A 26,066-nucleotide genomic window follows, 5' to 3' on the forward strand; every position below is an offset into this window, starting at 1 on the left:
TAATTCCGCCCGCCCGCCGACCACCCGCCCGGGCTCCGCGGACCCCGCGGCGACCACCGGCAGCCCCGAGCGCCGCACCGCGACCAGCACCGCGGGCTCGCCGAACGGCCCGACCAGCGCCGTGGTGCCCGCGGCCAGCAGGCGCTGCACCCCGCGCCGGGCACTGCCGCCCAGACCGCCGTACCGGCCCTCGGCCAGGTCGGCGGGCAGCGGCAGCGGCTCGGTCCCCAGCTCCTCGCGCGGGTCCGGGTGGTAGCACCGCTCCAGCAGCCGCGCGCCGTCCGCCGCCAGGCGACCCGCCGTCAGGCGCGCCCCGCCCCAGTCCCGCACCCGGGCCCCGGGGTGCGCGGCGGCCAGCTCCTCGAACGGGCCGAGCCCGGCGATCCGGTCGTCCTGGACCAGCACCGCCGGGCCCGTCGAAGCCCGGTGCAGGGTCAGCATCAGCCGTTGTTCAGGATCTTCAGCTCGGGGTGCGCGGTGCCCCCCTCGATCGCGGTCGAGGCGATGTGCGAGGCCACCCGCGGGTCGACCGGGTCGTTGGCCGGGTCGTCCAGCACCCGCAGGTGCTGGTAGGTGGTGGAGCGCTGGGCGGGGGTGCGCCCGGCGGTGCGGATCAGGTGGATCAGCTCGGTCAGGTTGGAGCGGTGCTTCGCCCCTGCGGCCGAGACCACGTTCTCCTCCAGCATCACCGAGCCCAGGTCGTCCGCGCCGTAGTGCAGCGAGAGCTGGCCGGCCTCCTTGCCGGTGGTCAGCCAGGAGCCCTGGATGTGCGCCACGTTGTCCAGGAACAGCCGCGCGACGGCGATGATCCGCAGGTACTCGAAGACGGTGGCCTGGGTGGAGCCCTTGAGGTGGTTGTTCTGCGGCTGGTACGTGTACGGGATGAAGGCGCGGAAGCCGCCGGTGCGGTCCTGCACGTCGCGGATCATCCGCAGGTGCTCGATCCGCTCGGCGTTGGTCTCGCCGGTGCCCATCAGCATGGTGGAGGTGGACTCGACGCCCAGCCGGTGCGCGGTCTCCATGATCTCCAGCCAGCGCTCGCCGGACTCCTTGAGCGGGGCGATCGCCTTGCGCGGGCGCTCCGGCAGCAGTTCGGCGCCGGCGCCGGCGAAGGAGTCCAGGCCGGCCGCGTGGATCCGGGTGATCGCCTCCTCGACGGAGACGCCGGAGATCCGCGACATGTGCTCGACCTCGGAGGCGCCCAGCGAGTGGATCACCAGCTGCGGGAAGGCCTGCTTGATCGCGGAGAAGTGCTCCTCGTAGTACTCCACGCCGTAGTCCGGGTGGTGGCCGCCCTGGAACATGATCTGGGTGCCGCCGAGCTCGACCGTCTCGGCGCAGCGGCGCAGGATCTCGTCCAGGTCGCGGGACCAGCCCTTGGCGCTCTTCGGCGGCACGTAGAAGGCGCAGAACTTGCACGCCGTCACACAGACGTTGGTGTAGTTGATGTTGCGCTCGATGATGTACGTCGCGATGTGCTCGGTGCCGGCGTAGCGGCGGCGGCGCACCGCGTCGGCTGCGGCGCCCAGCGCGTGCAGCGGCGCCGAGCGGTAGAGCTCCAGCGCCTCCTCCGGGCTGATCCGGCCACCGGCCGCGGCCCGGTCGAGGACGGCCTGCAGGTCGGTGCTGGGCGCGGCGGGGGGCGCGGCGAGCTCGGTCACCTGCGGCCTACTTTCTTCCGAGGGCTACGACGTGCGACTCCGAGGAGTACGACCGAGCCAGCCTACGCCAGGGGGTCAGCCGACCTTGTGCAGAGTCGCCGTGGGGTACCCGGCCGCCGCGTCCAGCGAGGTGTACTTCAGCGTGCCGTCCGGCTGCAGCTCCAACTGCTCGGCGGCGCCGCCGGAGCAGGCCCCGGCCGGGCTGGCGTGCACCAGCCGGGAGGTGAAGACCAGCTTGGTCCCGGTGGCCGAGGTGAGCTTCCAGGCGCCCCGGCAGACCACGGTGAGCAGGCCGCCGCTGGCGCCGTTGACGCTGGTGGCGTTCTCCGCGCCGAGCGCGGCCGGGCGGACGGTGACGGTGGTGGTCTCACCGATCAGCTGGCCGAGGGTGGAGGTGGAGTCCGTCCCCGACCAGGTGCCGAGGAAGCCGGCCGGCACCGCGTCGGGACTGCTCGGACCGGGGTCCGGCGGCGCGGCGGGGGTGCCGGGGGTGCCGGCGGGACCGTCTGACGACGCGTCGGAGGCGCCGGCCGACGGCGGGTCGGCGGCGGGCGTCGGGTCGGCGGCCGCCGGGGAGCCGGTGTCGCCCGCGGTGTCGCCGGCCGACGGCCCGTCGGTCGCCGTGTCCCCGGGGGTGCCGTGCCACGGGTGCACGGCCAGCAGCGCGCCGCCCCCGCCGAGCAGCAGCACCGCGGCGGCCAGCAGCAGCGCAGAGCGCCGCCGCCGGGCCACGGGCGCGGGCCGGGCCGGCTCCGCGGCGGGCGTCGGCGCCGCGTCGACGGCCTCGCCCTCCAGCTCCAGCAGCTCCACCGCCTGCCGGCCGACCGCCTCCGCCAGCACCGGCGGCAGCCAGCCGCCCCGGCCGAGCCTGACCGTCGCGGCCGCCCCCGCCGGCCCCTGCTCGGCCAGCCGCCGTCCGAACTCCTGCGGGGTGGGCCGGTCCCCGGGCCGCTTGGCGAGCGCGGCGGTGAGCAGCTCGCGCAGCTCCCCGGCCGGCAGCCCGGCCAGGTCCGGCTCCTCGTGGATCACCCGGTAGAGCAGCACCGCCGCGCTGATCCCCTCGCCGAACGGCGCGGTCCCGGTGGCCGCGTAGGCCAGTACGGCGGCCAGCGAGAAGACGTCGCTGGCCGGGCCGGCCGGCTCGCCGTGCGCCTGCTCGGGCGACATGTAGCCGGGCGAGCCGACCACGAGCCCGGACTGGGTGAGCCCGGCGCCGTCCAGCGCCCGGGCGATGCCGAAGTCGATCAGCCGCGGCCCGTCCAGCGCGAGCAGCACGTTGGAGGGCTTCACGTCGCGGTGCACCAGGCCCAGTGCGTGCAGTGCGGTCAGCGCGCCGGCCAGGCCGATGCCGAGCACCCGCACCGCCTCCTCGGGCAGGGCGCCGTACTGCTGCACGGCGGCGCCCAGCGCGGGACCGGCCACGTAACCGGTGGCCACCCACGGGGTCGCGCCCTCGGTGTCGGCGTCCAGCACCGGCGCGGTCCAGCGGCCGCCGACCCGGCGGGCGGAGGCCACCTCCTGGCGGAACCGGGCGCGGAACTCGGCGTCGTCGGCCAGCTCGGGCCGCACCACCTTGACCGCGACCGTGCGCCCGCCCGCGGAGCGGCCCAGGTAGACCCGGCCCATGCCGCCCGCACCGAGCCGGCGCAGCAGCCGGTACGCGCCGACCTGCCGCGGGTCGTCCGCCGCCAGCTGCTCCATCGCTCCGCCTCCGCCTCGTCCCGGCCCGCCGCGCGGACCGGGACGACCGTACCGGGTGGCGGGGGCGGCGGGTCAGGCGATCAGGCGATCCGGCGGGTCAGGCGGGTCAGGCGATCCGGCTGTCCACCAGCAGGCTGACCGTCACGTCGGGGGCGAAGCCGCTGTCGTGGGCCACCCGGCGGGCGAACTCGGCGATACCGGCCAGCTGGCGCTCGCCGAGCGAGAAGTCCAGCGCCTGGCTGAAGTAGGTCTCCAGCACCCCGGCGTCGAACTCCTCCCAACGGGCGGCCTGGGCGGCCACCTTGTCGGCCTCCAGCAGCGAGAGGTCGCGCGACTCCAGGAAGGCCCGGTGCACCGCCGCCGCCAGCTCGGGCCGCCGCTCGACGAACTCCCGCCGGGCCGCCCAGACCGCGAAGACGAACGGCAGGCCGGTCCAGTCCTTCCACATCTGTCCGAGGTCGTGCACGGTGTACTCGGCGTGGGTGCCGGCCTCCAGGGTGGCCTTCAGCGCCGGGTCGCCGATCAGCACCGCGGCGTCCGCCCGGGCCAGCATCGCGTCCAGGTCGGGCGGGCAGCTGAAGTACTCCGGGTGCACCCCCTCGCGCTCCTCCAGCAGCAGCTGGGCCAGCCGGACCGAGGTGCGACTGGTGGAGCCGAGCGCGACCGGCCGGCCGTCGAGTTCGGCCAACGGGACTTTACTGACAATCACACAGGACATCACCGGCCCGTCACTTCCGACCGCGATATCCGGAAGGACCACCAGTTCGTCCGCGTGCCGCAGATACTCCACGCAGGTGATCGGCCCGAGATCGAGCGCGCCCTCCACCAGCAGGTCGCTCAGCTTCTCCGGGGTGTCCTTGGTCAGGTCCAGATCGAGCAGGCTGCCGGTGCGGGCCAGCCCCCAGTACAGCGGAACGCAGTTGAGGAACTGGATGTGACCCACCCGCGGACGCGGGCCGCGTGCGCCCGGGGCCGCCGAGGCACCCGCCTCGCCCGTGTTGTCGGCTTGTTCCAGCAGATCAGCCACCGCGTGCTCCCTTGCCCGTCGATCCGGTCCTCGCAGCGTATGCCTGCGCCCCGGATCACCCGGCAGGACCCCCGTGCGACACGGCCCCGACACACCCCCTCGGCACCACGAGACACCCCTGGTCGAGCCCGCGGCTCCGTGCTACCGTTCCCTCCAGTTGCAGTTTGATTCCCCTTGCAGTACTTGAAGCCTGCGGAGCATGTAACCGCGGGCTTTTTGTAGTTTTTCTGCATTGCAGCATTGTGCGAAAAACTCCGGGCCCATCAGTTCGGAGGGCGGGGCGATCAGCGCAGCGGACCGGACGCCACACGGTGTGGCATCCACCACGTCCCTCGCAAGGAGAACGGCATGGCCACGGGAACCGTCAAGTGGTTCAACGCTGAGAAGGGCTTCGGCTTCATCGCCCAGGAGGGCGGCGGCCCCGACGTCTTCGTCCACTACTCCGCCATCAACGCGAACGGCTTCCGTTCGCTGGAGGAGAACCAGGCGGTCAGCTTCGACGTCACCCAGGGTCCGAAGGGCCCGCAGGCGGAGAACGTCACCGCCCTCTGATCATTCTCTGATGATCATTCTCTGATCACTGATCGCTCAGGACCCGCCCGCGTGCGCGGGTCCCGGACGGCCCGCCCGTGGGCCGCAGGAGCATGACTCGCAGTACCAAGGGGGCCCGCCTGTCGGGCCCCCTGCCGTTTGCCCGCCGGTCTGACGCACCGTCGGTGCCGCCGCGGCACAATGCCCGGGTGGACTTCGCGCCGTACCGCACCGAGCTGCTGACCTACTGCTACCGGATGACCGGCTCCTTCCACGAGGCCGAGGACCTGGTCCAGGACGCCCTGCTGCGGGCCTGGAAAGCGCGCGACGGCTACGACCCGCAGCGCGCCTCGGTGCGCACCTGGCTCTACCGGATCACCACCAACGTCTGCCTGACCGCGCTGGCCGGCCGGGCCCGGCGCCCGCTGCCGAGCGGACTCGGCGCCCCCGGTGACGACCCCGGGGCACCGCTCACCCCCTCCCCCGAGGTGCCCTGGCTGGAGCCGTTCCCCGACCGCCGGTTCGACCTGGCGGCCCGGGCCGACCTGCGGCTGGCCTGGACGGCCGCGGTGCAGGCGCTGCCCGCCCGGCAGCGGGCCGTGCTGGTGCTGCGCGAGGTGCTGGAGTTCTCCGCCGCCGAGGTGGCCGAGCAGTTGGGGACCAGCGTGGCGGCGGTGAACAGCACGCTGCAGCGGGCCCGCCGCACGGTGCGCGCACTGGACGGCGCCGCCGAGCAGTACCGCGAACCGGACGACCCCGAGGTGCGCGCCGCGGTGCAGCGCTACCTGCGCGCCTTCGAGGCGGCCGACGTACCCGAGCTGGTCCGGCTGCTGGCCGCCGACGCGGTGCTGGAGATGCCGCCGCTGGAGCTCTGGCTGCGCGGCGCGGCGGACTACGGCCGGTTCATGGCGCGGGTGTTCCGGATGCGCGAGGGCCGCTGGCGGGCCCGGGTGGACCGGGCCAACGGCCAGCCGGCGCTGGTCGCCTGGGCCCCGCAGCCCGGCGGCGGCCACCGGCTGCACAGCGTGCAGCTGTTCACCGTGGTCGGCGGCCTGGTCACGCACACCACCGTCTACACCGAGCCGCGGGTGCTGGAGTCCTTCGAGCTGCCCGAGGAGCCGCCCGGCGAATGATGTCCGCCCGGCGCGATGAGTCCGGCCGGGCCCGCCGGTACGTACCAGTGGCGGCGCGCAGCAGGGCGCACCGCCGGAACGGACCGGAGGGCCGGACCATGAGTGTGATCGTCATTCAGTACATGTCGCTGGACGGGGTCGTCTCCGACCCGACCGGGGCCGCGGGCTCGGCGCGCGGCGGCTGGCTCTTCCGGTACGGGCGGGGTGCGGAGCTGGCCGGGGACGCCTTCGGGATCGCCCCGGTGCTGGAGCGGGGCCTGCTGCTGTTCGGGCGCGGCACCTGGCAGGGGTTCGCCGGACTCTGGCCGAACCGGGAGGGCGCGTTCGCGGACGTGATGAACGGGGCCCGCAAGGTGGTCGCCTCGCGCACCCTGACCGAGGTGCCGCAGTGGGCCAACTCCCGCCTGCTGACCGGCGACCCGGTCGAGGCGGTGAAGCGGGAGACCCGCGACGTCGTGGTGATGGGCAGCCTGCCCCTGGTCCGCGACCTCGCCGCCGCCGACCTGGTGGACGAGTACCGCCTGATCACCCTGCCCACCGTGCTGGGCACCGGTGAGCGGCTCTTCCCGGTCGAGGGCCCGTACCAGGAGCTGACCCTGTTGGAGTCCGCGCCGATCGGGCACTCGCTCTACACCCGCCACGGCCGCTGACGGCACGCCGCGCGCGGGGCTCAGGCGACGGTCTCGTACAGCTCGCCGGTCGGGTTGTCGTACTTGGTCCGGTCGAGCGTCTTCTCCCGGGCCGAGACCAGCAGCGGGACCACGACCTGGCCAGCCACGTTGGTCGCGGTGCGCATCATGTCCAGGATCGGGTCGATGGCCAGCAGCAGGCCGACGCCCTCCAGCGGCAGGCCCAGGGTGGACAGGGTCAGGGTGAGCATCACGATCGCGCCGGTCAGCCCGGCGGTGGCGGCCGAGCCGATCACCGAGACGAAGGCGATCAGCAGGTAGTCGCCGATGCCCAGGTGGATGCCGTAGACCTGGGCCACGAAGATCGCCGCGATCGAGGGGTAGATCGCCGCGCAGCCGTCCATCTTGGTGGTCGCGCCGAACGGGACGGCGAAGCTCGCGTACTCGCTCGGCACGCCGAGCCGCTCGGTGACCCGGCGGGTCACCGGCAGGGTGCCCACCGAGGAGCGGGAGACGAAGGCCAACTGGATGGCCGGCCAGGCGCCCTGGAAGAAGCGGACCGGGTTGAGGCCGCCGGCCAGGCGCAGCAGCAGCGAGTAGACGACGAAGAGCACCAGCGCGCAGCCGACGTACACGTCCGCGGTGAAGGTGGCCATCGGGCGCAGCAGGTCCCAGCCGTACTTGGCCACCGACTTGCCGATCAGGCCCAGGGTGCCGAGCGGGGCCAGCCGGATCACCCACCAGAGCGCGGTCTGCACCAGCTCCAGCAGCGCCTCGTTGAGCTTGAGCACCGGCGCGGCCCTCTCGCCGACCTTGAGCAGCGCGGCACCGGCGACCACCGCGAGGAAGACGATCTGCAGGACGTTCACCTTGAGGAAGGCGTCGGCGATGTTGGTCGGCACGATGCCGGTCAGGAAGTCGACCCAGGAGCCGGAGTCGGCCGGCGCCTTGAGCCCGCTGGTGGAGAGGTGACTGCCCCGGCCGGGGTTGGTCAGCAGACCGATCGTCAGGCCGATGGTGACCGAGATCAGGCCGGTGGCCAGGAACCAGAGCAGGGTGCGCACGGCCAGCCGGGCGGCGTTGGTGACGTTGCGCAGGTTGGCGATGGAGACCACGATCGCGCTGAAGACGAGCGGCGGCACCGCCAGCTTGAGCAGCTGGACGAAGGTCTTGCCGATGGTGTCCAGCGTGGTGGTGAGCCAGGAGACGTCGTACTGGCGGGCGATGAGGCCGAGCAGGACGCCGAGCACCAGGCCGGCGACGATCTGCACCCAGAACGGGGTGCGGCGCAGGCGGGTGAGCGCGGGGGTGGACATGGGGGTGCGACTCCGTCGGTCGGGAGGACAGCGGCAGGGGGAGGCGGAGGCACGGCGGCGCACGCGGAACGGCAGGGCCCCGGGCCCTGGGGGCCGGGACGGGCGGTACGCCGCCTAGCTACAGCTCGGAACGCGACACGAGCGGCTGCGGCAGTCCACCGACGCACCCGGGCACGGGACGGCGCACGGCATGAGCGGGCCGCTCATGTCCTGCTGCCGGAGTGCGCCTGGGGTGGTCATGGCCGACAAGCTACCACCAAAGATTTGAGATGTTCAAAGTAGAAGTTTGAGATGCGGACACGAACGACGCGGTGCGGGTTTGACCGCGGTAAGGTTATACGTATAACTTCCTGATCGGCGCGATCCTGCACGCCCTGCCCGAGCTGGACGCCCTGCACGACCGCACGACCCCGCCCCACCGCACGTCCGACCCCCCGGGAGACCCTCCGTGGGCTACCTCGCCCTGCTCCGCGCCCCGCACGTCACCCGGCTGCTGACCGGCACCCTGCTCGGGCGGTTGCCCGCGGGCATGACCGCCCTGGTGATCGCCCTGGCGCTGCGCGGGGCCGGGGCGCCGTACAGCAGGATCGGGCTGGCCACCGCCGCCTACGCGCTGGCCGCGGCGATCGGCGGCCCGGTGCTGGGGCGGATCGTGGACCGCACCGGCCAGCCCCGGGTGCTGGTCTGCTCGGCCGTACTGGCCGGCCTCGGCTACGCACTGCTGGCGCTCGACCCGGGCAGCGCGGTGGCCGCGATCGCCGGGGCCGCCGTCGCGGGCGCCGCGATGCCGCCGCTGGAGCCGTGCCTGCGCGCGCTCTGGCCGGACGTGGTGACGGCCGATCAGCTGGACACCGCCTACGCCTTCGACTCCGCCTCGCAGCAGATCCTCTACGTGGCCGGCCCGCTCGCGGTGGCCGGCATCGCCGGTACCGCCGGCCCCACCACGGCGCTCTGGACCGCCGCCGGCCTCGGCCTGCTCGGCGCCCTGGTGGTGGCCGGCACCGCCCCGGCCCGCCGTTGGCAGGCACCGCCGCGCGCGCACGGCGCCGGCCTGCTGGGCCCGCTGCGCTCCCCCGGCCTGGTGCTGCTGCTGATCGGCCTGGCCGGCGCGGGCTGGACGGTCGGCGCGCAGAACGTGCTCTTCATCGCCTACGCCGAGCGCCACCCGCACGCCCTGCCCGGTGGCGCCGGGCTGCTGCTCGCGCTGGCCGCACTGGCCGGCCTGCTCGGCGCCCTCGGCTACGGCGCGCTCCGGCTGCGCAGCTCCACCGGTACCCGCACCTGGGCGCTGGCCCTGGTGATGGCCTGCTGCTACCTGCCGCTGGTCGCGCTGCCCGGCCCGGCCCCGATGGCGGTGCTGGCCTTCGTCTCCGGGCTGGGCCTGGCCCCGCTGCTGGCCGCCGCCTTCGTCCTGGTGGCCGAGCTGGCCCCGACCGGCACGGTGACCGAGGCCTTCGCCTGGCTGGTCACCCTGTTCGCCACCGGCAACGCGCTCGGCTACGCCGTCTCCGGCTCGCTGGTGGCGAACTCGCTGGCGGCGGTGGCCTGGTGCGCGGTGGGCGGGATCACCCTCGGCGGCCTGCTGCTGCTGGTCGCCCGGCGGCGGCTGGACGCGCCGGTGGCGCCGCGGGCGGCGGCGCCACTGGTCGCTGTTTGACTGCCGGCCGGTCAGCCCTGCCGGTCACCGGCCGTCAGCCGTGCCGTCAGCCGTGCCGTCCGGGCCGGCGGAAGGCCACCGCGCAGAGCACCAGGCCACCCAGGGCCAGGATGCCGGCGGTCACGGCGAGCAGCCCGACCGGTGCGTCGCTGCCCGTGGGCGGCAGCGGACTACCAGTGGCCGTGGGGCTCCCACCGGTGCGGCTAGCGGTCGGTGAGGGCCACTCGGTGGGGGGCGCCGTGGGGGTCGCCGTCGGCGTGGGGCTCGGGGTCGGAGTCGGCGTGGGCGTGGGGCTCGGGCTCGGCGGCGCGGGCAGGACCACGCCCATGTCCACCGTCAGGTCCCGCTGTCCGCCGGCCAGGCTCACCGTCGGGGTGAGCCCGGTGGCCGGGTCCGCGTCCGAGTCCAGTGCCGGGTCGGTGCCCGCGTGCTGCTCGGTCACCGTGCCGCCGTCGGGCAGCGTCGCCAGGTCGAACCGGACCGCGTAGCTGCCGTCCGGCAGCCGGTCGAAGAGGTAGTGGCCGTCCGGGCCGGTCACCGTGGTCACCGGGGTGCCGTTCTTGTCGCGCACCGGCTGGCCGTTGCCGTCCAGCAGGGCCACCCGGACCCCGCCGATGCCCGGTTCGCCCGGCTGCTGGATCCCGTCGCCGTTGACGTCCTGCCAGACGAGGTCGCCCAGCGCGTTGTTCGACGGCCGGTTCTCCTTCACCGCCACGCCCACCTTGGCCGGCTCGGCGGGCAACAGCTGCTGGCCGTTGGCGTCGGTGGCGGTGTAGGCGAAGCTGTTCCAGGCGTACTGGCCGTCCGGCGCGTCCACCGAGGCCACCATCGGCCAGCTGAGGGTGAAGCTGGCACCGGAGGCCAGGGTGCCGGGCCGGCCGACCCGGAACCAGGTGGCCAGCCCCGGACCGGGGAAGCCGGTGGACCAGGTGGCGTTCGGGTCGCAGCCGGGGTCGGCGGCCCGCGGGACCACCTTCGGGTCCACGCACGGGTTGGCCGCGGTGCTGTACTCGATCACCACGGTCGGGTCGCTGCTGGTGATCGGCCGGCTGAGCGACGGGGCCCAGGCACTGCCGCGCGGCGCGTCGGGGTGCAGCACGTAGGCGTCGCCGGGCGCGGGCAGCCGGTCGTAGGCGAGGAAGTCGGTGACCGGGTCCGGCGAGTCGTTGCGCACCGTCATCCGGTAGGACAGCTGCCCGCCCGGCGAGGCGGTGCCCATCGACCCGTAGTCGGCGTCCTGGTCGCCCTTGACCTCCTTGTAGGAGCGCAGCACGCTCGGCACCTGCACCTGGACGGTGGAGGAGGCCGGGCAGACCGTCTCGGTGGTGTCGCCGTTGCCGTTCAGGTCCAGCGTGTCCGGCACGCCGGAGTCGGTGCCGTTGTAGAAGCAGGTGACCGGCGCGGTGGGCAGGTCGGCGGTGACGTACACGTCGTTGGTCAGCGTGCCGGCCCGGACGCTGCCGGCCACCACCGCGTCGAAGAGCATCCGGTAGGCCAGGTTGTCGTGCAGGTAGGTCATGTCCGGCGCGCCGGCCGGCCAGACCATCTTCACCACCTGACGGCCGTTCGGGCCGGGGCTCACGGTCACCGACTGCGGGGCCGGCAGGCCCGGGTAGGCCGGGTCCGGGCGGGCCGAGCCGTCCTTGTAGACCAGGCCCGCCGGCAGCACGTCGTACAGCACCAGCGGACGGTCCAGCGCCCGGCCGGTGCGGTTGTACGGGACCACCTGGAACGTGGCGGTGCCGCCGGGGGCCAGCACCTGCCCGGCCGTGGTGGCCTTGGCGGCGCCCAGGTTGGTGCCGGCGGTCACCGTGGTGCTCGCGCAGGCGTTGGCGGCGGAGCTGTTGGTGCCGTCGGTGGCGGCGGTGTCCAGGCAGTTGGTCAGCGGGTCGGGCGCGACCGAGCCGTCGTGGCCCGGGGCGACCACCTGGGTGACCAACTGGACCCCGGTGCCCGGGCTCCAGCCGGTCGGGATCGGGCCGTTCCAGGTGAACCTCAGCCCGTCCAGCCAGCGCCCGGCCGGGATGCCGAGCTCGTCGTTCGCCGGGTCACCGGCCCCCTCGACGAAGGTGATCCGGCGGTTGTCGGAGCCGTTGAGCGGGCTGCCCGGGGTGAAGGTCTGCCAGCCCGGGTCGCCGTTGAGCCGGTACTGCAGGGTGAGCAGGATGCTCGTCGGGTTCCACGGCTGGAACTGCAGCGACTGCGGGTAGAGCCAGTTGTACAGGCCGGCCGGGGTGGTGCCGGCGCCCGGGTCGGTCATGGTCAAGCTGGTGGCCGGGCCCGCCGTGTTGGTGGCGGCCAGGCTGAAGCTGTTCAGGTCGCCGGAGGCGACGGTCGAGCCCCACACCTTGCTGGCGGTCACCACCACGCCGGAGGTCGGCGGCTGGAACTGTCCGGTGGTGGCGCCGGCGGTGTCCAGCTCGGTCTCGGGGTCGGTGCCGAGCGGGTCGCCGTACAGGTCGACGGTGTTGGTGGAGGTGGTCCCGTTGGGGAAGTCCGCCTCCGGGTAGTAGACCACCAGCTGTCCCGGGTTGCGGCAGCCCGCCTGCCCGTTGCCGGCCCGGAACTCGCCGATGTCGTAGCCCCAGGTGTTCGGCCCGGGCGCCACCCGGGACCACCCCGGCGAGCGGCCGGTGTCCACCACGGCGCCGGCCGGCAGGGTGTCCAGCAGCCGGCTGGTGTCCAGGTCCACGTTGGGCACGCCGGCCGTGGAGCAGGCGCTGAACTGGTAGGTGACGGTCCGTCCGTCGCCGCTGCTGGTGCCGATGCCCTTGGTCACCTTGTACTTCGGGGCCACCCGGGCCGTGGTGTCGGCGGTCGCGGTCACCGGGGTCTCGCCGGTCGCGCTCAGGGTGGCCGAGTTGGTGGCCTTGGCGCCGTTGGCGGTGGTGAAGTTGGGGAACTTGAGGACCACGGTGATGGTCGCGGTGGTGCCGGGGCTGAGCGGACTGAGCAGCTTGATGCGCATCGTCCCGCCCATCGCCCCCTGCGCCGGGACGGTCGAGCCGGCCACGTCCACGGTGGAGGCGTCGGGCGTCCAGCCCACGAACTCCATCCCGGCCGGGAGCGTGTCGGTGATCACCCCGTTGGCGCACTCGGTGGTCGAGCAGGTGTAGTTGAGCGTGTAGGTGACGTTCTCCCCGGGGGCCGCGGTGGCCTTGTCCACGGTCTTGGTGAACGAGATGGCGGCCTGGGCCGGCGACGCGAGGACCCCGCTGCCGAGCAGCGAGCCCGCCAGGAGAGCCAGTACCGAGACGACCCGCCCGGTCCGAAAGGGAGTACGCATACCGAGCAGTTCATCGGACCGGGTGGAGATGGTCCGGGCGGCACGGAGCGGGGTGACGACAATTCAGTCGGATGGCGCACGGCGGCGCCCCCGCCGGATCCGGCTCAGAACTCCTCGGTCCGCAGCTCCAGCCCGAACGGCTCGGGCAGCGCGACCGGAGTGCCGAAGGGGTACGGCCCCGCCGCCAGGGTGTAGCCGAGCGGGCCCGGTTCCGAGAACAGGGTGCAGGCGCGCTCCTGGCGGTCCACCAGGAGGTAGAGCGGAGCCCCGTACTCGGCGTAGCGGCGGCGCTTGACCACGCGGTCGGTGTCCCCGTTGGAGTCGGACGTCACCTCGACCACGAGCAGCGTCTGGTCCGGCAGCAGGGCGCCGGCCTCCTTCGCCAGCGCGCGGGGGACGACGGCGATGTCGGGGATGTACCAGTTGCTGCTGCCGGGGAGGTCCAGGTCTCCGGAGCCCATCCGGCAGTCGAGTTCTCGGACCCGTCGACCGAGCTGCTCGCGGATCACGTCCGCGGCGGACTCGTGGGCCCAGCTGGGCGACATCTGCTCGATCACCCCCTCGATGATCTGCACCCGGTCACCCCTGATCTGCCGGATGGCGAACTTCAGCGCGGCTTCCTGGTCCTCGATCTCGTAGCTGCGCGCACGGTCGGGTGTGGCCACGGCTTCCTCCTCGGATCCTCCGCCACCGTAGCCCCCGCAGGCCCGTCACGGCTCCGCTCTCACCCGGACGGGCGACGCGCCGGCCGTGCGCGCCCGCCACCGGTAATTCGATTGCCCGCGATCTGGCGCACTGTCAGGATCCGGCTCATGTCTGCCTCCTTCCGCTCCTACGACTCCTACGACGGCACCCGCCTCGCCTACCGGGAGCTCGGCTCCGGCGACCCGCTGGTGGTGCTGCCCGGTGGGCCGATGGCCGACTCGGCGTACCTCGGCGACCTGGGCGGGCTCGGCGGGCCGGGTACCGGGCGCCGGCTGATCGTCCTGGAGCCGCGCGGCACGGGGGCCTCCGAGACGCCGGCGGATCCGGCGACGTACCGGTGCGACCGGCAGGTGGCCGACGTCGAGGCGCTGCGCGCGCACCTGGGGTTCGAGCGGCTGGACCTGCTGGCGCACTCCGCCGGGGCGGTGGTGGCGGTCCTGTACACGGCCGCGCATCCGGAGCGGGTCGGGCGGATGGCCCTGATCGCGCCGAGCACCTACGCGGTGGGCATCAAGCGCAACGGCGCGACCCGGCGCCCGGCCGCCCACCTGCGCGCGGCCGAGCCCTGGTTCCCGGCCGCCATCGCCGCCTTCGAGCGCATCGAGGCCGACGAGGAGAGCGAGGCGGACTGGGACGCCATCGCCCCCTTCTCCTACGGCCGCTGGGACGAGGCGGCCCGGGCCCACTACGCCGCCGGCGACGACTGGTCGAACCCGCAGGCCGAGGACGCCTTCCACGCCGAGGACGCCGTCGACCCGGCAGCCGTCCGGGCCGCCCTGGGCACCCTCGCCGCCCCGGTCCTGGTCCTGGCGGGCGCCCTGGACTGGGCCACCACCCCGGCGATCGCAGCGGAGTTCGCGGCGCTGTTCCCGCAGTCCGAGCTGGCGGTGCAGGAGGGCGCGGCGCACCTGCCCTGGCTGGACGACGCGCAGTGGTTCAGGGGGCGGGTGGTGGAGTTCCTGGCGGGGTGATCCCGCGCCGGCGGCAGGACCGGGCCCCGAGACACGAGGGCAGCGAGGGCGCGCCCCCTACACCCCCCGCGTGGACGCCCGCACCACCAGCGAGGTCGGCAACGGGGCCACCGCCGCCACCTCCGTCCGCGCCAGCACCGCCGCCAGCGTGGCGATCCCGGTGCGCCCGAGCTGCTCGCCCGGGAGGTCGAGGGTGGTGAGCGGGGGTGTGAGCATCGTGGCGACGGAGATGTTGTCGATGCCGACCACCGACACGTCGCCGGGAACGGACAGCCCCAGGTCGGCGGCGGCCTGGTAGAGCCCGGAGGCGACCACGTCGTCGTCGCAGACCACGGCGTGCGGACGGTCCGGCCGGGACAGCAGCGCGAGCGCGGCGGTCCGGGCGGCGGCCTGGCCCTCGTTCAGCGAGACCCCGTACTCCAGCACTTCCAACCCCGCCGCCGCCTCCTCGAACGCGGCCTGCCGGACCCGGAAGGTGTGGGCGCTGTGGGTGGAGCGCAACCGGCCCAGTCGCCGGTGCCCGAGCCCGGTGAGGTGCGCGACCGCGGAGGCCATCCCGCCCGCCAGGTCGAACTCGACGGTCGGTGCGCCGCCGGCGGCCGCCGGGTCCGCGTCCAGGAAGACCACCGGGGTGCCGGGCGGCAGGGCGCCGAGCTGGCTGTCGTCCGGCGAGCAGATCAGCAGCCCGTCGAACCGGCTGCTGGTGGCCGCCTCGGCCAGCGTCGCCGCGCTCCAGCCGCTGGAGACCACCACGTCCAGCCCGTGTCGGGCGGCCTCCTCGTGCACGCCCTCCAACACCCGGCCGAAGAAGGGTCCCTGCAGGTTGGGCACGGCCAGCATAGCCATCCCGCTGCGCCCCAACCGGAGCTGCCGCCCGGCCGCCTGCGGGCGGTAGCCCAGGCCGCGGGCGGCCTCCAGCACCCGCTCCCGGGTGGCGGCGGAGACCCGGTGGCCGGCCTCTCCCCCGGAGAAGACCAACGAGACGGTGGCCTGCGAGACGCCGGCCAGCGCGGCCACGTCCCGCCCGGTGGGGCGGCGCGAGGTCACTGCTGGGCGCTGGCGCGGGCGGCGTCGTCGGCCGCGTCCTCCTCGGCGTTCTGCTCCGCGATCCGCTGCCGGGTGCGGACCTTGATCGAGGAGACCTTGCCGACGATCTGCTGGGACATCTCGTCACGCTGCTTGCTCAGCAGCACGTAGCTGATCGGCGCCGAGACCAGGCCGGCCAGCAGCACCAGGAAGACGAAGCCGGTGGCGCCGACCACCGGGATCACCTGGAAGTGCCCGAGCAGCGTGAAGACCAGCAGGCAGACGAGGAAGATGGTGGCCCGGAGCGAGGTGTAACGGAGCGTGGCGTGCGACTTGCTGCTCACGGGGCGGCTTCCTTCTTGACGGGTACGGAGCGGGCCTTCCATGTAAGCATGCCCGACCCGGCGATCTTGCAGGGCCCGGCGCGGGCCCGGCCCGCCCCGCCGGGAGGCGCTCAGTCCAGGGCCCGCCAGAAGGTGATGTCGTCCCGGTCGTCCCCCGGGGCGACCCGGATCGCGCCCGGCACCCGGCCCACCTCGGTGTAGCCGCACCGGGTGTAGAACTTCTCCAGCCCCGTCCCGCCCCGCGAGGTCAGCCGCAGCCCGGCCAGCCCCCACCCCCGGGCGATCCGCTCGGCCTCGGCCAGTAGCGCCGCGCCGTACCCCCGGCCCTGCTGCGCGGGGTCGACCATGACCCGCTTGAGCAGCCGCCAGTGCGCCATCAGGTCGAACCGCATGCTCTCGAAGAAGAGCACCGCGACCAGCGGTCCGTCCGCCCCGGCCCGGGCGATCAGCAGCCGGTCCGCGTCCGGGTCGCCGGGCGTGCCGACGCCGTTGAACTGCTTCTCGGCGGTCGGCCGGACCCGGTCCTCGGTGACCGGCGGGACGAAGCCGACCGCCCCGCCGGCGTTGGACACCTCGGTCCACAGGGTGATGATCTGCGCGCGCAGCTGCGGGGTCAGCTCCGGATCGAGGCTGAAGACAAGGGGGTCGGCCATGGCGCCGATCCTACTGAGCGGCCGCGCAGCGCCAGGCAGGCCAGCACCGCCAGCGCGCAGAGCCCGCCCGCGACGTACCAGGCCAGGTCGTAGTTGCCGTACCGGTCGCGCAGCACCCCGGCCCCGGTCGCGGCCAGCGAGCCGCCGATCTGGTGGAAGGCCAGCACCCAGCCGAACACGATCGGCGCGTCGGCCCCGAAGTGGCGCCGGCAGATCGCGATGGTCGGCGGCACGGTGGCCACCCAGTCCAGCCCGTAGAAGATCACGAAGGCCAGCACCGGCGGCTTCACGTCGGAGGCGAACAGGTGCGGGAGCAGCAGCAACGAGAGGCCGCGCAGGCCGTAGTACGTGACCAGCAGCTTGACCGGGTCGGCCCGGTCGGTCAGCCAGCCGCTGGCCACCGTGCCGACCACGTCGAACAGGCCGACCAGCGCGAGCAGCGAGGCCGCGGTGGTCTCCGGCATCCCGTGGTCGTGCGCGGCGGGGATGAAGTGGGTGCCGACCAGGCCGACCGTGGTGGCCCCGCAGATCGCGAAGGAGCCGGCCAGCAGCCAGAAGGCCGGGGTCCGGGAGGCGTCCCGGAGCACCCGCAGGGTCCGCGAGACCGCGCGGCCGCTGGTCGCCGGCGGCAGCACGTCCCCGGGCCCGGCGCCGTACGGCAGCAGCCCGAGGTCGGCCGGCCGCTCGCGCATGAAGAGCAGCACCGGGACCGAGACGGCGGTGGCGCAGAGCGAGACCACCATCACCGCGACCTTCCAGCCCGCGCCCTGGACCAGCCAGGAGAGCACCGGGAGGAAGATCAGGTTGCCCGCCGCGCCGGCCGCGGTGAGCACGCCGGTGACCAGCCCCTGGCGGGCCCGGAACCAGCGCCCGGTGATCGTGGTGGCGAAGGCGCCGGCCATCGAGCCGCTGCCCAGGCCCACCAGGAACCCCCAGCAGAGGATCAGCTGCCAGGGCTGCGTCATCAGGACGGTCAGCCCGGAGCCGACCGAGATGGTCAGCAGCGCGGCCACGGTGACCGTGCGGACGCCGAACCGGTCCATCAGCGCGGCGGCGAACGGCGCGGTCAGGCCGTACAGGACCAGGTTGACCGAGACGGCCACCCCGATGATCCCGTGCGACCAGCCGAACTGGCTGTTCCAGGCGGTCATCATCAGGCCGGGCGCGGACCGGAAGCCGGCCGAGCCGACCAGCACCAGCAGCGAGACGGCGGCCACCACCCAGGCGTAGTGCAGCCTGGCCCGGGGGTGGTGGGGAGGAGTGGCGGCAGCGGCGGGGGTCCGGGTGGTTTCGGTCACGCGGACGAGTCTGACGGGACGGCCGCCGCCTCACGAGTGGCCTGATAGCCACCTTTCGCAAGGATCGGGCCAGCAGCGCTCGGGCCGGCACTGCCCGGGCCGGCGGCGATCGGGCCGGCCCCCTCGGCCGCCCCGCGGTCCGGCACCCGGCGCAGCCCCCGGATCGACGGCGTCGCGAGCAGCGCCACCACCACGCCGACCGTGACCACGGCCCCGAACAGCAGCACCGCCGAGGCCCCGTACGCGCCCGCCGCGGGACCGGCCAGCGCCGAGCCGAGCGGCACCATGCAGACCGAGCCCGCCACCTCGTAGGCGTGGATCCGGTTCAGCACCTCGCCCGGCACCTGGGTCTGCACGCTGGTGGCCCACATGACGCCCCAGAAGGTGTACCCGGCCCCGGCCACCAGCAGGCAGCCCACCAGCGCCGGCACCGGCAGGTGCAGCGCCACCCCCAGCGGGTAGAGCGGCGCGGCCAGCATCGCCAGGCTCCCGGCGGCCAGCGGCCGGTGCGGCTTGAACCGGATCGCGACCACCCCGCCGACCACCGTGCCCACCCCGTACACCGCGCTCAACAGCCCGTACACCGCCGAGCCGTGGGCCGGCACCAGCACGCCGGCGGCCAGCGGGATCAGCGGCCCGTAGCCCAGCACGCTGTAGACCATCCAGATCAGGATCACGCCCCACATCCAGCGCCGGGAGCGGAACTCGCGCCAGCCGGCCACCAGGTTGCGCCACAGGCTGTCCCCCGGCGGCGGCGCGGGCACCGGGCCGAGCCGCAGGGAGAGCAGGCAGAGCGCGCTCACCCCGAAGGTGACGGCGGCGATCACCATCACCCACCCCGTCGACCCCGCCCCGACCAGCGCCCCGGCCAGCGCCGGCCCGCCCAGCGCGGTGACCGCCTCCGCGGTGCGCAGCACCCCGTTGGCCCCCTGCACGTCACGGGCCACCAGCGGCACGGTGCTGGCCGCGCCGGGCTGGAACATCGCCCCGGCCGCGCCGGCCACCGCGAGCAGGGCGTACAGCTGCCCGGTGTGCCGGACGCCGTGGAAGAAGAGCACCGCCAGCAGGATCCGGGTGACCAGGTTGGCCAGGTCGGCCCCGATCATCATCCGCCGGGCGGTGAACCGGTCGGCGAGCACGCCGCCGAGCAGGATCAGGCCGGCGAACGGCGCGAGCCACCAGGCCAGCGCGTACCCGACGGTGCTGAGGGGGTGTCCGGAGCCGATCAGCCCGGCGGACACCGCCACCGGCAGCATCGCGTCGCCGAGCAGCCCGCAACTGCGGGCGGTGAAGTAGAGCCGGAACGAGCGGGACCAGATCGGGGCGGGGTTTGCATCGTGCACAGCGGCATCGTGGTATAGACCACTAGTGGATTTCCACCGTTTTCGGGTCACAATACGAAGATGACCGCAACTCAATCGCCGCACCGGGTCGCGGTGCTGGCCCTGGACCAGGTGATCGCGTTCGAGTTGGGGATCCCGGCGCGGATCTTCGGCGGCGCGACCGGACCGGACGGCGAGCGGCTGTACCGGGTGGACACCTGCACGGTGGACGGCCTGCCGGTGCCCACCAGCAGCGACTTCAGCATCAGCGTGACGCACGGTCCGGAGCTGCTGGCCCGGGCGGACACCGTGGTGATCCCGGCCGCCACCGGGCTGCACGAGCGGCTGGCCGGCGGGCTGCCCGCGCCGATGGCCGCCGCGCTGGCCCGGATCCGGCCCGGCACCCGGCTGGTGTCGATCTGCACCGGCGCCTTCGTGCTGGCCGCCGCCGGGCTGCTGGACGGGCGCCCGGCCACCACGCACTGGAACCACGCCGAGGACTTCGCCGCGCGCTACCCCCGGGTCAAGGTCGACCCCGACGTGCTCTACGTGGACGACGGCGACGTGCTCACCTCCGGCGGCGTGGCCGCCGGGGTGGACCTGTGCCTGCACCTGATCCGGCGCGACCACGGCGGCGCGGTGGCCAACCGGGTGGCCCGCTACTCACTGGTCCCGCCGTGGCGCGAGGGCGGTCAGCGCCAGTACACCGAGCTGCAGGTGGCCGCCGCACTGGACCCGGGCGGCTCCACCGGCCCGGTGCGCGCGTGGGCCCTGCAGCACCTGGACCAGCCGCTCACGCTGCAGCAGCTGGCCGAGCGGGCCCGGATGAGCGTGCGCACCTTCACCCGGCGGTTCCGCGAGGAGACCGGGGCCAGCCCCGGCCAGTGGCTCACCACCCAGCGCACCGAGCGGGCCCGGGAGCTGCTGGAGCGGACCGAGTTGAGCATCGACCAGGTGGCGCGGGAGTCCGGCTTCGGCACCGCGGCCTCGCTGCGCCAGCAGCTGCGCGGACGCCTGGACCTGCCGCCGAGCGCGTACCGCCGCACCTTCCGGGCAGCGGGCTGAAGGCCACGGCGGCCGTCCGGGCACCCCCGCCCGGACAGCCGCCGGTACGGGCCCTGACCCGCACACGGGCTCCCCGCACTCGCCAAGGAACGGCCCAACCGGCCGGTGCCGTGCGACACCGGCGGTCCCCCGGACCGCGCCAGCCTTGACGTCCCCTCACGACGGTGAGCTGACCCAAGCGTGATCAGCTGGATACGTCACGTCAATGGTTTGTCCGAAAGTCGGAATGGTTGCGCTGGCTTTCGGCCGCCGAACTAGCGGAATTCGGCCGTCCGTACACAGTCAGGGGCCCGGCCTCAAGGGGCGGCCAGCACTTCGGGGTCGGCCGTCGACGAACCGTCAGCGGTCGGCAGCAGCTCCCCGGGGCCGCGTTCGACCTCGCACCAGACCAGTTTCCCGGCGCCCTGCGGACACCAGCCCCAGCGGTCGCAGAGCAGCTCGACCAGCTCCAGGCCGCGCCCGTTGGTGGCGTCGCCCGCCGCGTGCCGGGGCTGCGGCGCCGCCCCGCTGGCGTCCGCCACCTCGACCCGCACCGGCCCCGGCCCGGCCGGCACCGCCAGCCGCAGCACCGCGGGCCGCCCGGTGTGCACGACCGCGTTGGTGACCAGCTCGGAGACCACCAGGACCAGCGTCTCGGCGTAGCCGGCCCGCGGATCGGCCCCCGCCGCGAGCAGCCGGGCGCGCACCCACTGCCGGGCCCGCCCGACCTGGGCGGGGTCGGCGGTCACCGCGAGCTCTACCTGAAGCACCTGCACCGCTCCACCACCTGCATGACGAGCTACCGGTTCGACTGTCCATCACGTCGGCACGAACACGGCCCAGGATGATCCGCGAGGACCGGGCCAACAAGCGCTTCCGGCATATTCCAGCGATCGGGGGACACGCGGGCGCATACTGTCCCGCTCGCTCTGCCGAGCCTCGCAACGACCTTCGCACCGTGGGACGAAACCTACCGCCGAAGCGGCGTCCACCCGCGGCGGGCACGCGGCCCGGCGGCCACCAGCGTTCTTCCGACAATTCCCCTCCCGGGCCCGTTCACGCGCTATACCGTGGCCCCATGACCGCGCCGGACTGGGACCAGCAGATGCGGTCGCGGCTGGCCCGCGGCGAGGAGAGCGCGCTGGGCGAGCTCTACGACCAGCTCGCGCCGCTGGTGCACGGCCTGGCCGGGCGGATCCTCGGCGACGAGGTCGCGGCCGCCCAGCTGACCCGCGAGGTCTTCGGCCACCTCTGGGAGCACCCGGAGGAGTTCGACCCCGCCGAGCGCTCGCTGCGCTCCTGGGCCGGCGAGCTGACCCGCCGCCGGGCGGTGGAGCGGCTGCGCCGGGCCGACCTTGGCGCCGAGGAGATCGACCGGCGCACCGCCGCCGCCCAGGTGCAGTACGTGGTGGCGGCACTGCCGCCCGCACTGCGGGAGACCCTGGAGACCACCTGGTACGACGGCCGCACCTACCAGGAGACCGCGGGGCGACTGGGCGTCAGCGAGCAGGCGGTCCGCCACCGCCTCCGACTGGGCCTGCAACTGATCGCCACCGAGCTGGAGTTCGGCCGGTGACCGGCGCCCCGGAGTCGCCCGCGGCGGTCCCGGCCGGCGCCGGCCACGAGGCGCTGCGCGGTCTGCTCGGCGCCTGGGCGCTGCACGCCTGCCGGCCCGAGGAGACGGCCGAGCTGGAGCGCCACCTGACCGGGTGCCGGGACTGCGGCGAGGAGGCCGACCGACTGCGCCGGGCGGCCGAGCTGCTGACCGTCGCCGACCCGCTGGACCAGCCGGACGGACTGCGCCAGCAGGTGCTGGACTTCTGCCTGGCCCGCCGCGCCCCGGCGCACCCGCTGCCGTCCTGGGCCGCGCCGTTCGCCGCCGAGACCGCCAAGCTGGACGCGCTGCTGCGCGACCTGGGCCCGCAGGAGTGGCGGGAGCTGGCCGAACTGCCCTGGCACGGCGGAACGCTGCAGCTGGGCCCGGCCGAGGTGCTGTGCCACCTGACCGCGGTGGACGGCTTCCTGGCCGCACCGCTGGGCCTGCCCGACCCGGTGCCCGACCGGGGCCGGGTGCCGCAGCAGGGCCGGGGACCGGTCCGGGACCGCGACGACGGGGCGCCGTTCACCCGGCTGCTGGCCCGCACCGAGCAGCTGATCCGGGAACAGGCCGACGCCGGACCGCAGCAGGTCCGGCGGCGCTGGCGCGGGCAGACCCAGGCGCTGCTGCGGGCCGCGGAGCCCGGCGCGGGCGGGCGGAGCGTGGACTACGGCTTCGCCGCGGTGCCGCTGCGGGACGCCTTCGTGGACCGGGCCTTCGAGACCTGGGTCCACGGCGAGGACGTGGCCCGGGCGGTGGACTACCCCTACCCGCCGCCCTCGCCCGGGCACCTGCGGCAGATGGTCGACCTGGCGGCCCGGATGCTGCCGGCCGCGCTGGCCGGGCTGCGGCAGGCCGCCGGAGCGGCGCCGGCCGCCGCGCCGCGGGCGGGCCGGATGCTGCGGCTGGTGATCGAGGGCTCGGCCGCCGGGGAGTGGCTGGTCCCGCTGGACGGGCCCGCCCCGCCCGGGCCGCCGGCCGGGTGGGCCCTGGAACCGGTCGCCGAGCTGGTGCTCGACGGGGTGGAGTTCTGCCAGCTCGCGGCCGCCCACCGGGATCCGGACCGGCTCCCGGTCGGCGAGAGCGGGGACCGGTCGGCGATCCGCGAGCTGCTCACGGCGGTGCCGCTGCTCTCCCGGCCCTGAGCCCGGCGGGCGGCCGGTCGGGCCGCCCGACGACCCGTCAGGCGAAGACCACGGTCCGGGTGCCGTTCAGCAGCACCCGGTGCTCGCTGTGCCACTTGACCGCGCGGGCCAGCGCCTGGCACTCCACGTCCCGGCCGAGCGCGACCAGCTGGTCCGGGGTCACGTCGTGCTGCACCCGGGCCACCTCCTGCTCGATGATCGGGCCCTCGTCCAGGTCGGCGGTGACGTAGTGGGCGGTGGCACCGATCAGCTTCACGCCGCGGGCGTGCGCCTGGTGGTACGGCTTGGCGCCCTTGAAGCTCGGCAGGAACGAGTGGTGGATGTTGATCACCCGGCCGGCCAGCGCCTTGCACAGGTCGTCCGAGAGCACCTGCATGTAGCGGGCCAGCACCACCAGTTCGACCCCGCGCGCCTCGACCAGCTCCAGCAGCTGCCGCTCGGCGTCGGCCTTGGTCTCCCGGGTGACCGGGATGTGCACGAAGGGGATCCCGTAGGAGCCGGTGAGCTCCTCGAAGGTGGTGTGGTTGGAGACCACGGCGGCGATCTCCACCGGCAGCGCGCCGATCGAGGCGCGGAACAGCAGGTCGTTCAGGCAGTGCCCGAACTTGCTGACCATCAGCACGATCCGCATCTTCGCCTCGGCCGGGTGCAGCGCCCACTCCATGCCGAACGAGGCGCCGATCGCCGCGAAGGAGGCCCGCAGGCCGTCCACCGTCACCGGGTGCTCGGCCGAGAAGTGCACCCGCATGAAGAACAGCCCGCTGTCCCGGTCGCCGAACTGCTGGCTGTCCATGATGTTGCACCCGGTCATGAACAGGTAGCTGGACACCGCGTGCACGATTCCCTGCTTGTCCGGGCAGGACAGGGTGAGGACGTACTGGGTCGGTGCGTCCGAGCTCTGCTGCGACACGATGGCGGTCCCTCTGTCGGGGTCGGTGTTGGTGGCCCCAGCCTCGCACAGGGCCGGGTGGGCCTCAGGCGATTCGGGTCAGAATCCGCAGCACCTCGAGCGAGCGCGGCGCGGTGTCCGGGTCCTCGCCGTCGTTGCGGCTGAGCAGTTCGTGGGCGGCCCGGGCGGCGTCCACCGCGGCCGGCCAGTCCGGGTGGCCGAGGTAGGCGGCGGCCGGGGCGTCGGCGCCCACCTCGTGCAGGATCCGCAGCACCCGCAGCACCGCGGCGTCGACCAGGCCGGCCTCGGTGGCGTCGCGCAGCATGGTGCCGACGTACTTGTCGGCCGACCAGCGGTCCAACCAGCTGTCCTCGACCAGGCGGTAGACCGCGTCGGTCACGTCACCGAAGCCGTCCCGGCCGGTGGCCCAGTAGTGCTGCTGGAAGGCGGGATCGGCGAGCATGTGGAGGGCGGAGCGCACCCGGGCGCGCCAGCGCCACCAGGGCAGGTCGTTGAGCGGCATGCCGCCCATGGTGCTGGAGCGGCGCCCCCGGCGAGAAGGGTTTCCGGCCGAGCTGTTCGAAGATTCTGCGAGGGACACCATGGCCAACGATCGTACGTGCCCCGAGCAACGCCGTTCTACACGCGTCCGCATCCTGAGTTCATCCCAGGTTTGCCGAGCGTTCCGTTGACCGCCCTCTCGTGGAGTGAACCGGGGGTGAGTCTTGGTGCCCGACCAATCTGCACAATTGGGAGGGACCAACAGAGATGACCCACGCCACGCGTGTGCCGCTCCACCCCGGCCGACCCCGTCTGCTGGCCCTGGTCGCGACCCTCGGCCTGGTCCCCGCGTTACTCGCCACCTCCGCCTGCGGCGGTCCGGCGGCCGCCGCGGACCGCAACGACCTCACCGTACTGACCTTCGCGCCCTCCGGCACCGGAGCCAGTGACCGGCCCGGGATGACCGCCCTGGCCGACGCGATCGGCAAGCAGCTGAACACCCGGGGCGGCGCGGCCGGGCACAAGCTCAAGGTGCTCACCTGCAACGAGCACAACACCGCCGAGGGCGCGGCCGACTGCGCCCACCAGGCCGTGTCGGCCGGCGCGGTCGCGGTGATCGGCTCCTACAGCCAGTTCGGCGACAGCTTCATGCCGGTGCTGGAGGCGGCCCGGATCCCGTACATCGGCGGCTACGGCCTGTCCGGCCCGGAGTTCACCAGCCCGCTCTCCTACCCGGTGGCCGGCGGCACCCCCGCGCTGATCGCGGGCAGCGGCCGCCAGCTGGTCGCGGCCGGCTGCCGCACCGTCGCGGTGATCCGCCCGGACACCCCCGCCGGGGACACCCTGCTCGGCTCGCTGGCCGGGGCGCTCAACCCCGCCGGGATCAAGCTGGTGGACGTGCGGGCGCCGGAGAAGTCCACCGACTACACCCCCCAGGCCAAGGCGGCGATCGGCGACGACCGGCCGAACAACTGCGTGACCGACGCGCTCGGCCCGGTGCCGACGCTCAACCTGCTGGACGCGCTGCGCCGGCTGCCGCACAAGAACACCAAGCTGGCCTCGGTGATCGGCAGCTTCCAGCAGTCGGTGGTCGACTCCACCGGCGGCGACTCCGGCCCGCTGGGCGGGGCGTACGCGACCGGCTGGTTCCCGCCGGAGGGCTCGAAGGTCTGGGACGGGCTGCGCGACACGGTGCGCGGGTCGGGCGCCGGCGAGGTGCCGATCGACGACTCGGACCCGGGCGTGCAGACCACCTGGGTCGCCTACCAGGTCTTCCTGAAGGCGGTCGAGCAGCTGGGCACCGGGGAGGTCACCACCCAGAGCCTGCGCACGCTGCTGGACAGCGGGGACCGGTTCGACACCGGTGGCGCCACCCCGCCGCTGAGCTGGGGGCTGACCTCGATGCTGGCCAGCGCCGACTCGCCGCGGCTGGTGAACACCTCGGTGACCTTCCAGCAGGTCCAGGGCGGTCGCCTGGTCGAGCAGCAGCCGGGCTTCGTGGACGTCCGCTGGGTGCTCACCGGCGGCAAGCCGCCCGCCTCCTGAGCCACCCGCGCCGCGGACCCGCCCCTCGCCGTGCCGGGTCCGCCGCCGACCGGGCCGGTGCCCGCCCCGCGCAGGGTGAGGCCGG

Annotated in this window: 24 protein-coding genes; 9 read left to right on the forward strand and 15 right to left on the reverse strand. The window is 74.2% G+C overall.

All coding sequences use genetic code 11. The annotated features are described in order from the left end of the window. From ACFW1A_RS19030 to ACFW1A_RS19045, 4 genes are all read right to left on the reverse strand, one after another. Positions 1-441: hypothetical protein (locus ACFW1A_RS19030; RefSeq protein ID WP_380410250.1), on the reverse strand; the 441-nt coding region annotated here is incomplete at its 3' end. Further along, a complete protein-coding gene (gene mqnC, locus ACFW1A_RS19035) occupies positions 441-1,661 on the reverse strand; it encodes a cyclic dehypoxanthinyl futalosine synthase (RefSeq protein ID WP_380410251.1) in 1,221 nt (406 codons plus the stop codon). The genes ACFW1A_RS19030 and mqnC, both read right to left, overlap by 1 nt. Before the next feature lie 75 nt (positions 1,662-1,736). Beyond that, complete coding sequence (locus tag ACFW1A_RS19040; RefSeq protein ID WP_380410252.1) at positions 1,737-3,362, reverse strand: serine/threonine-protein kinase; 1,626 nt, start codon at positions 3,360-3,362, stop codon at positions 1,737-1,739. A gap of 106 nt (positions 3,363-3,468) precedes the next feature. Beyond that, positions 3,469-4,305: a menaquinone biosynthetic enzyme MqnA/MqnD family protein gene (locus tag ACFW1A_RS19045; RefSeq protein WP_380410272.1), complete on the reverse strand. Its 837-nt coding sequence runs from the start codon at positions 4,303-4,305 to the stop codon at positions 3,469-3,471. Positions 4,306-4,737: 432 nt separating this feature from the next. Between ACFW1A_RS19045 and ACFW1A_RS19050 the strand changes: the two genes are divergently transcribed. From ACFW1A_RS19050 to ACFW1A_RS19060, 3 genes are all read left to right on the forward strand, one after another. Beyond that, on the forward strand, positions 4,738-4,941 hold the full coding sequence (locus tag ACFW1A_RS19050; RefSeq protein WP_093718378.1) for a cold-shock protein: 204 nt from the start codon (positions 4,738-4,740) through the stop codon (positions 4,939-4,941). A 164-nt stretch (positions 4,942-5,105) separates the two neighbouring features. Continuing rightward, positions 5,106-6,053, forward strand: coding sequence for an RNA polymerase subunit sigma-70 (locus ACFW1A_RS19055; RefSeq protein ID WP_380410253.1), 948 nt, complete (start codon positions 5,106-5,108; stop codon positions 6,051-6,053). A 98-nt stretch (positions 6,054-6,151) separates the two neighbouring features. Further along, positions 6,152-6,703: a dihydrofolate reductase family protein gene (locus ACFW1A_RS19060; protein ID WP_380410254.1), complete on the forward strand. Its 552-nt coding sequence runs from the start codon at positions 6,152-6,154 to the stop codon at positions 6,701-6,703. 20 nt (positions 6,704-6,723) lie between these two features. Here ACFW1A_RS19060 and ACFW1A_RS19065 read toward each other — a convergent pair whose 3' ends face one another. After that, positions 6,724-7,998: a dicarboxylate/amino acid:cation symporter gene (locus ACFW1A_RS19065; protein WP_380410255.1), complete on the reverse strand. Its 1,275-nt coding sequence runs from the start codon at positions 7,996-7,998 to the stop codon at positions 6,724-6,726. 448 nt (positions 7,999-8,446) lie between these two features. Between ACFW1A_RS19065 and ACFW1A_RS19070 the strand changes: the two genes are divergently transcribed. Then, positions 8,447-9,655, forward strand: coding sequence for an MFS transporter (locus ACFW1A_RS19070; protein ID WP_380410256.1), 1,209 nt, complete (start codon positions 8,447-8,449; stop codon positions 9,653-9,655). A 46-nt stretch (positions 9,656-9,701) separates the two neighbouring features. Here the strand turns inward: ACFW1A_RS19070 and ACFW1A_RS19075 are convergent, their stop codons facing one another. Next, a complete protein-coding gene (locus ACFW1A_RS19075) occupies positions 9,702-12,941 on the reverse strand; it encodes an SdrD B-like domain-containing protein (protein ID WP_380410257.1) in 3,240 nt (1,079 codons plus the stop codon). Between the two features lie 104 nt (positions 12,942-13,045). Beyond that, positions 13,046-13,606 carry a Uma2 family endonuclease gene (locus ACFW1A_RS19080; RefSeq protein WP_380410258.1) on the reverse strand — a complete coding sequence of 187 codons (561 nt, stop codon included), beginning with the start codon at positions 13,604-13,606 and terminating at the stop codon, positions 13,046-13,048. Between the two features lie 147 nt (positions 13,607-13,753). On the opposite strand from ACFW1A_RS19080, the gene ACFW1A_RS19085 reads away from it, so the two are divergent. Then, positions 13,754-14,617 (forward strand): alpha/beta fold hydrolase, encoded by an 864-nt coding sequence (locus ACFW1A_RS19085; RefSeq protein ID WP_380410259.1) that lies wholly within the window; start codon positions 13,754-13,756, stop codon positions 14,615-14,617. A 57-nt stretch (positions 14,618-14,674) separates the two neighbouring features. On the opposite strand, the gene ACFW1A_RS19090 is transcribed toward ACFW1A_RS19085, so the two are convergent. The 5 genes from ACFW1A_RS19090 to ACFW1A_RS19110 all read right to left on the reverse strand — a co-directional run bounded on the left by ACFW1A_RS19090 (position 14,675) and on the right by ACFW1A_RS19110 (position 19,281). Further along, positions 14,675-15,664: a LacI family DNA-binding transcriptional regulator gene (locus tag ACFW1A_RS19090; RefSeq protein WP_380410260.1), complete on the reverse strand. Its 990-nt coding sequence runs from the start codon at positions 15,662-15,664 to the stop codon at positions 14,675-14,677. Further along, on the reverse strand, positions 15,661-15,987 hold the full coding sequence (locus ACFW1A_RS19095; RefSeq protein WP_380410261.1) for a DUF4229 domain-containing protein: 327 nt from the start codon (positions 15,985-15,987) through the stop codon (positions 15,661-15,663). Before ACFW1A_RS19095 ends, ACFW1A_RS19090 begins: the two co-directional genes overlap by 4 nt. 110 nt (positions 15,988-16,097) lie before the next feature. Continuing rightward, complete coding sequence (locus ACFW1A_RS19100) at positions 16,098-16,640, reverse strand: GNAT family N-acetyltransferase (RefSeq protein ID WP_380410262.1); 543 nt, start codon at positions 16,638-16,640, stop codon at positions 16,098-16,100. Then, complete coding sequence (locus ACFW1A_RS19105) at positions 16,601-17,938, reverse strand: MFS transporter (RefSeq protein ID WP_380410263.1); 1,338 nt, start codon at positions 17,936-17,938, stop codon at positions 16,601-16,603. The genes ACFW1A_RS19100 and ACFW1A_RS19105 overlap by 40 nt, the downstream gene beginning before the upstream one ends. Continuing rightward, positions 17,935-19,281 carry an MFS transporter gene (locus ACFW1A_RS19110; protein WP_380410264.1) on the reverse strand — a complete coding sequence of 449 codons (1,347 nt, stop codon included), beginning with the start codon at positions 19,279-19,281 and terminating at the stop codon, positions 17,935-17,937. The genes ACFW1A_RS19105 and ACFW1A_RS19110 overlap by 4 nt, the downstream gene beginning before the upstream one ends. Positions 19,282-19,341: 60 nt before the next feature. Here ACFW1A_RS19110 and ACFW1A_RS19115 point away from each other — a divergent pair, with 60 nt between their 5' ends. Next, positions 19,342-20,325, forward strand: coding sequence for a GlxA family transcriptional regulator (locus ACFW1A_RS19115; protein WP_380410265.1), 984 nt, complete (start codon positions 19,342-19,344; stop codon positions 20,323-20,325). Positions 20,326-20,621: 296 nt separating this feature from the next. Here ACFW1A_RS19115 and ACFW1A_RS19120 read toward each other — a convergent pair whose 3' ends face one another. Next, positions 20,622-21,080 carry an ATP-binding protein gene (locus tag ACFW1A_RS19120; RefSeq protein WP_380410266.1) on the reverse strand — a complete coding sequence of 153 codons (459 nt, stop codon included), beginning with the start codon at positions 21,078-21,080 and terminating at the stop codon, positions 20,622-20,624. 302 nt (positions 21,081-21,382) lie between these two features. On the opposite strand from ACFW1A_RS19120, the gene ACFW1A_RS19125 reads away from it, so the two are divergent. Continuing rightward, positions 21,383-21,880 (forward strand): RNA polymerase sigma factor, encoded by a 498-nt coding sequence (locus ACFW1A_RS19125; protein ID WP_380410267.1) that lies wholly within the window; start codon positions 21,383-21,385, stop codon positions 21,878-21,880. Further along, complete coding sequence (locus tag ACFW1A_RS19130; protein WP_380410268.1) at positions 21,877-23,046, forward strand: anti-sigma factor family protein; 1,170 nt, start codon at positions 21,877-21,879, stop codon at positions 23,044-23,046. The genes ACFW1A_RS19125 and ACFW1A_RS19130 overlap by 4 nt, the downstream gene beginning before the upstream one ends. A 37-nt stretch (positions 23,047-23,083) precedes the next feature. On the opposite strand, the gene purU is transcribed toward ACFW1A_RS19130, so the two are convergent. Next, positions 23,084-23,956: a formyltetrahydrofolate deformylase gene (gene purU, locus ACFW1A_RS19135; RefSeq protein ID WP_380410269.1), complete on the reverse strand. Its 873-nt coding sequence runs from the start codon at positions 23,954-23,956 to the stop codon at positions 23,084-23,086. 64 nt (positions 23,957-24,020) lie between these two features. Further along, positions 24,021-24,539, reverse strand: coding sequence for a hypothetical protein (locus ACFW1A_RS19140; protein ID WP_380410270.1), 519 nt, complete (start codon positions 24,537-24,539; stop codon positions 24,021-24,023). A 164-nt stretch (positions 24,540-24,703) separates the two neighbouring features. On the opposite strand from ACFW1A_RS19140, the gene ACFW1A_RS19145 reads away from it, so the two are divergent. Beyond that, positions 24,704-25,981 carry an ABC transporter substrate-binding protein gene (locus tag ACFW1A_RS19145; protein ID WP_380410271.1) on the forward strand — a complete coding sequence of 426 codons (1,278 nt, stop codon included), beginning with the start codon at positions 24,704-24,706 and terminating at the stop codon, positions 25,979-25,981. Positions 25,982-26,066: the final 85 nt, after the last annotated feature.

Source organism: Kitasatospora sp. NPDC058965 (genome assembly GCF_042741245.1).
Lineage (GTDB): Bacteria > Actinomycetota > Actinomycetes > Streptomycetales > Streptomycetaceae > Kitasatospora.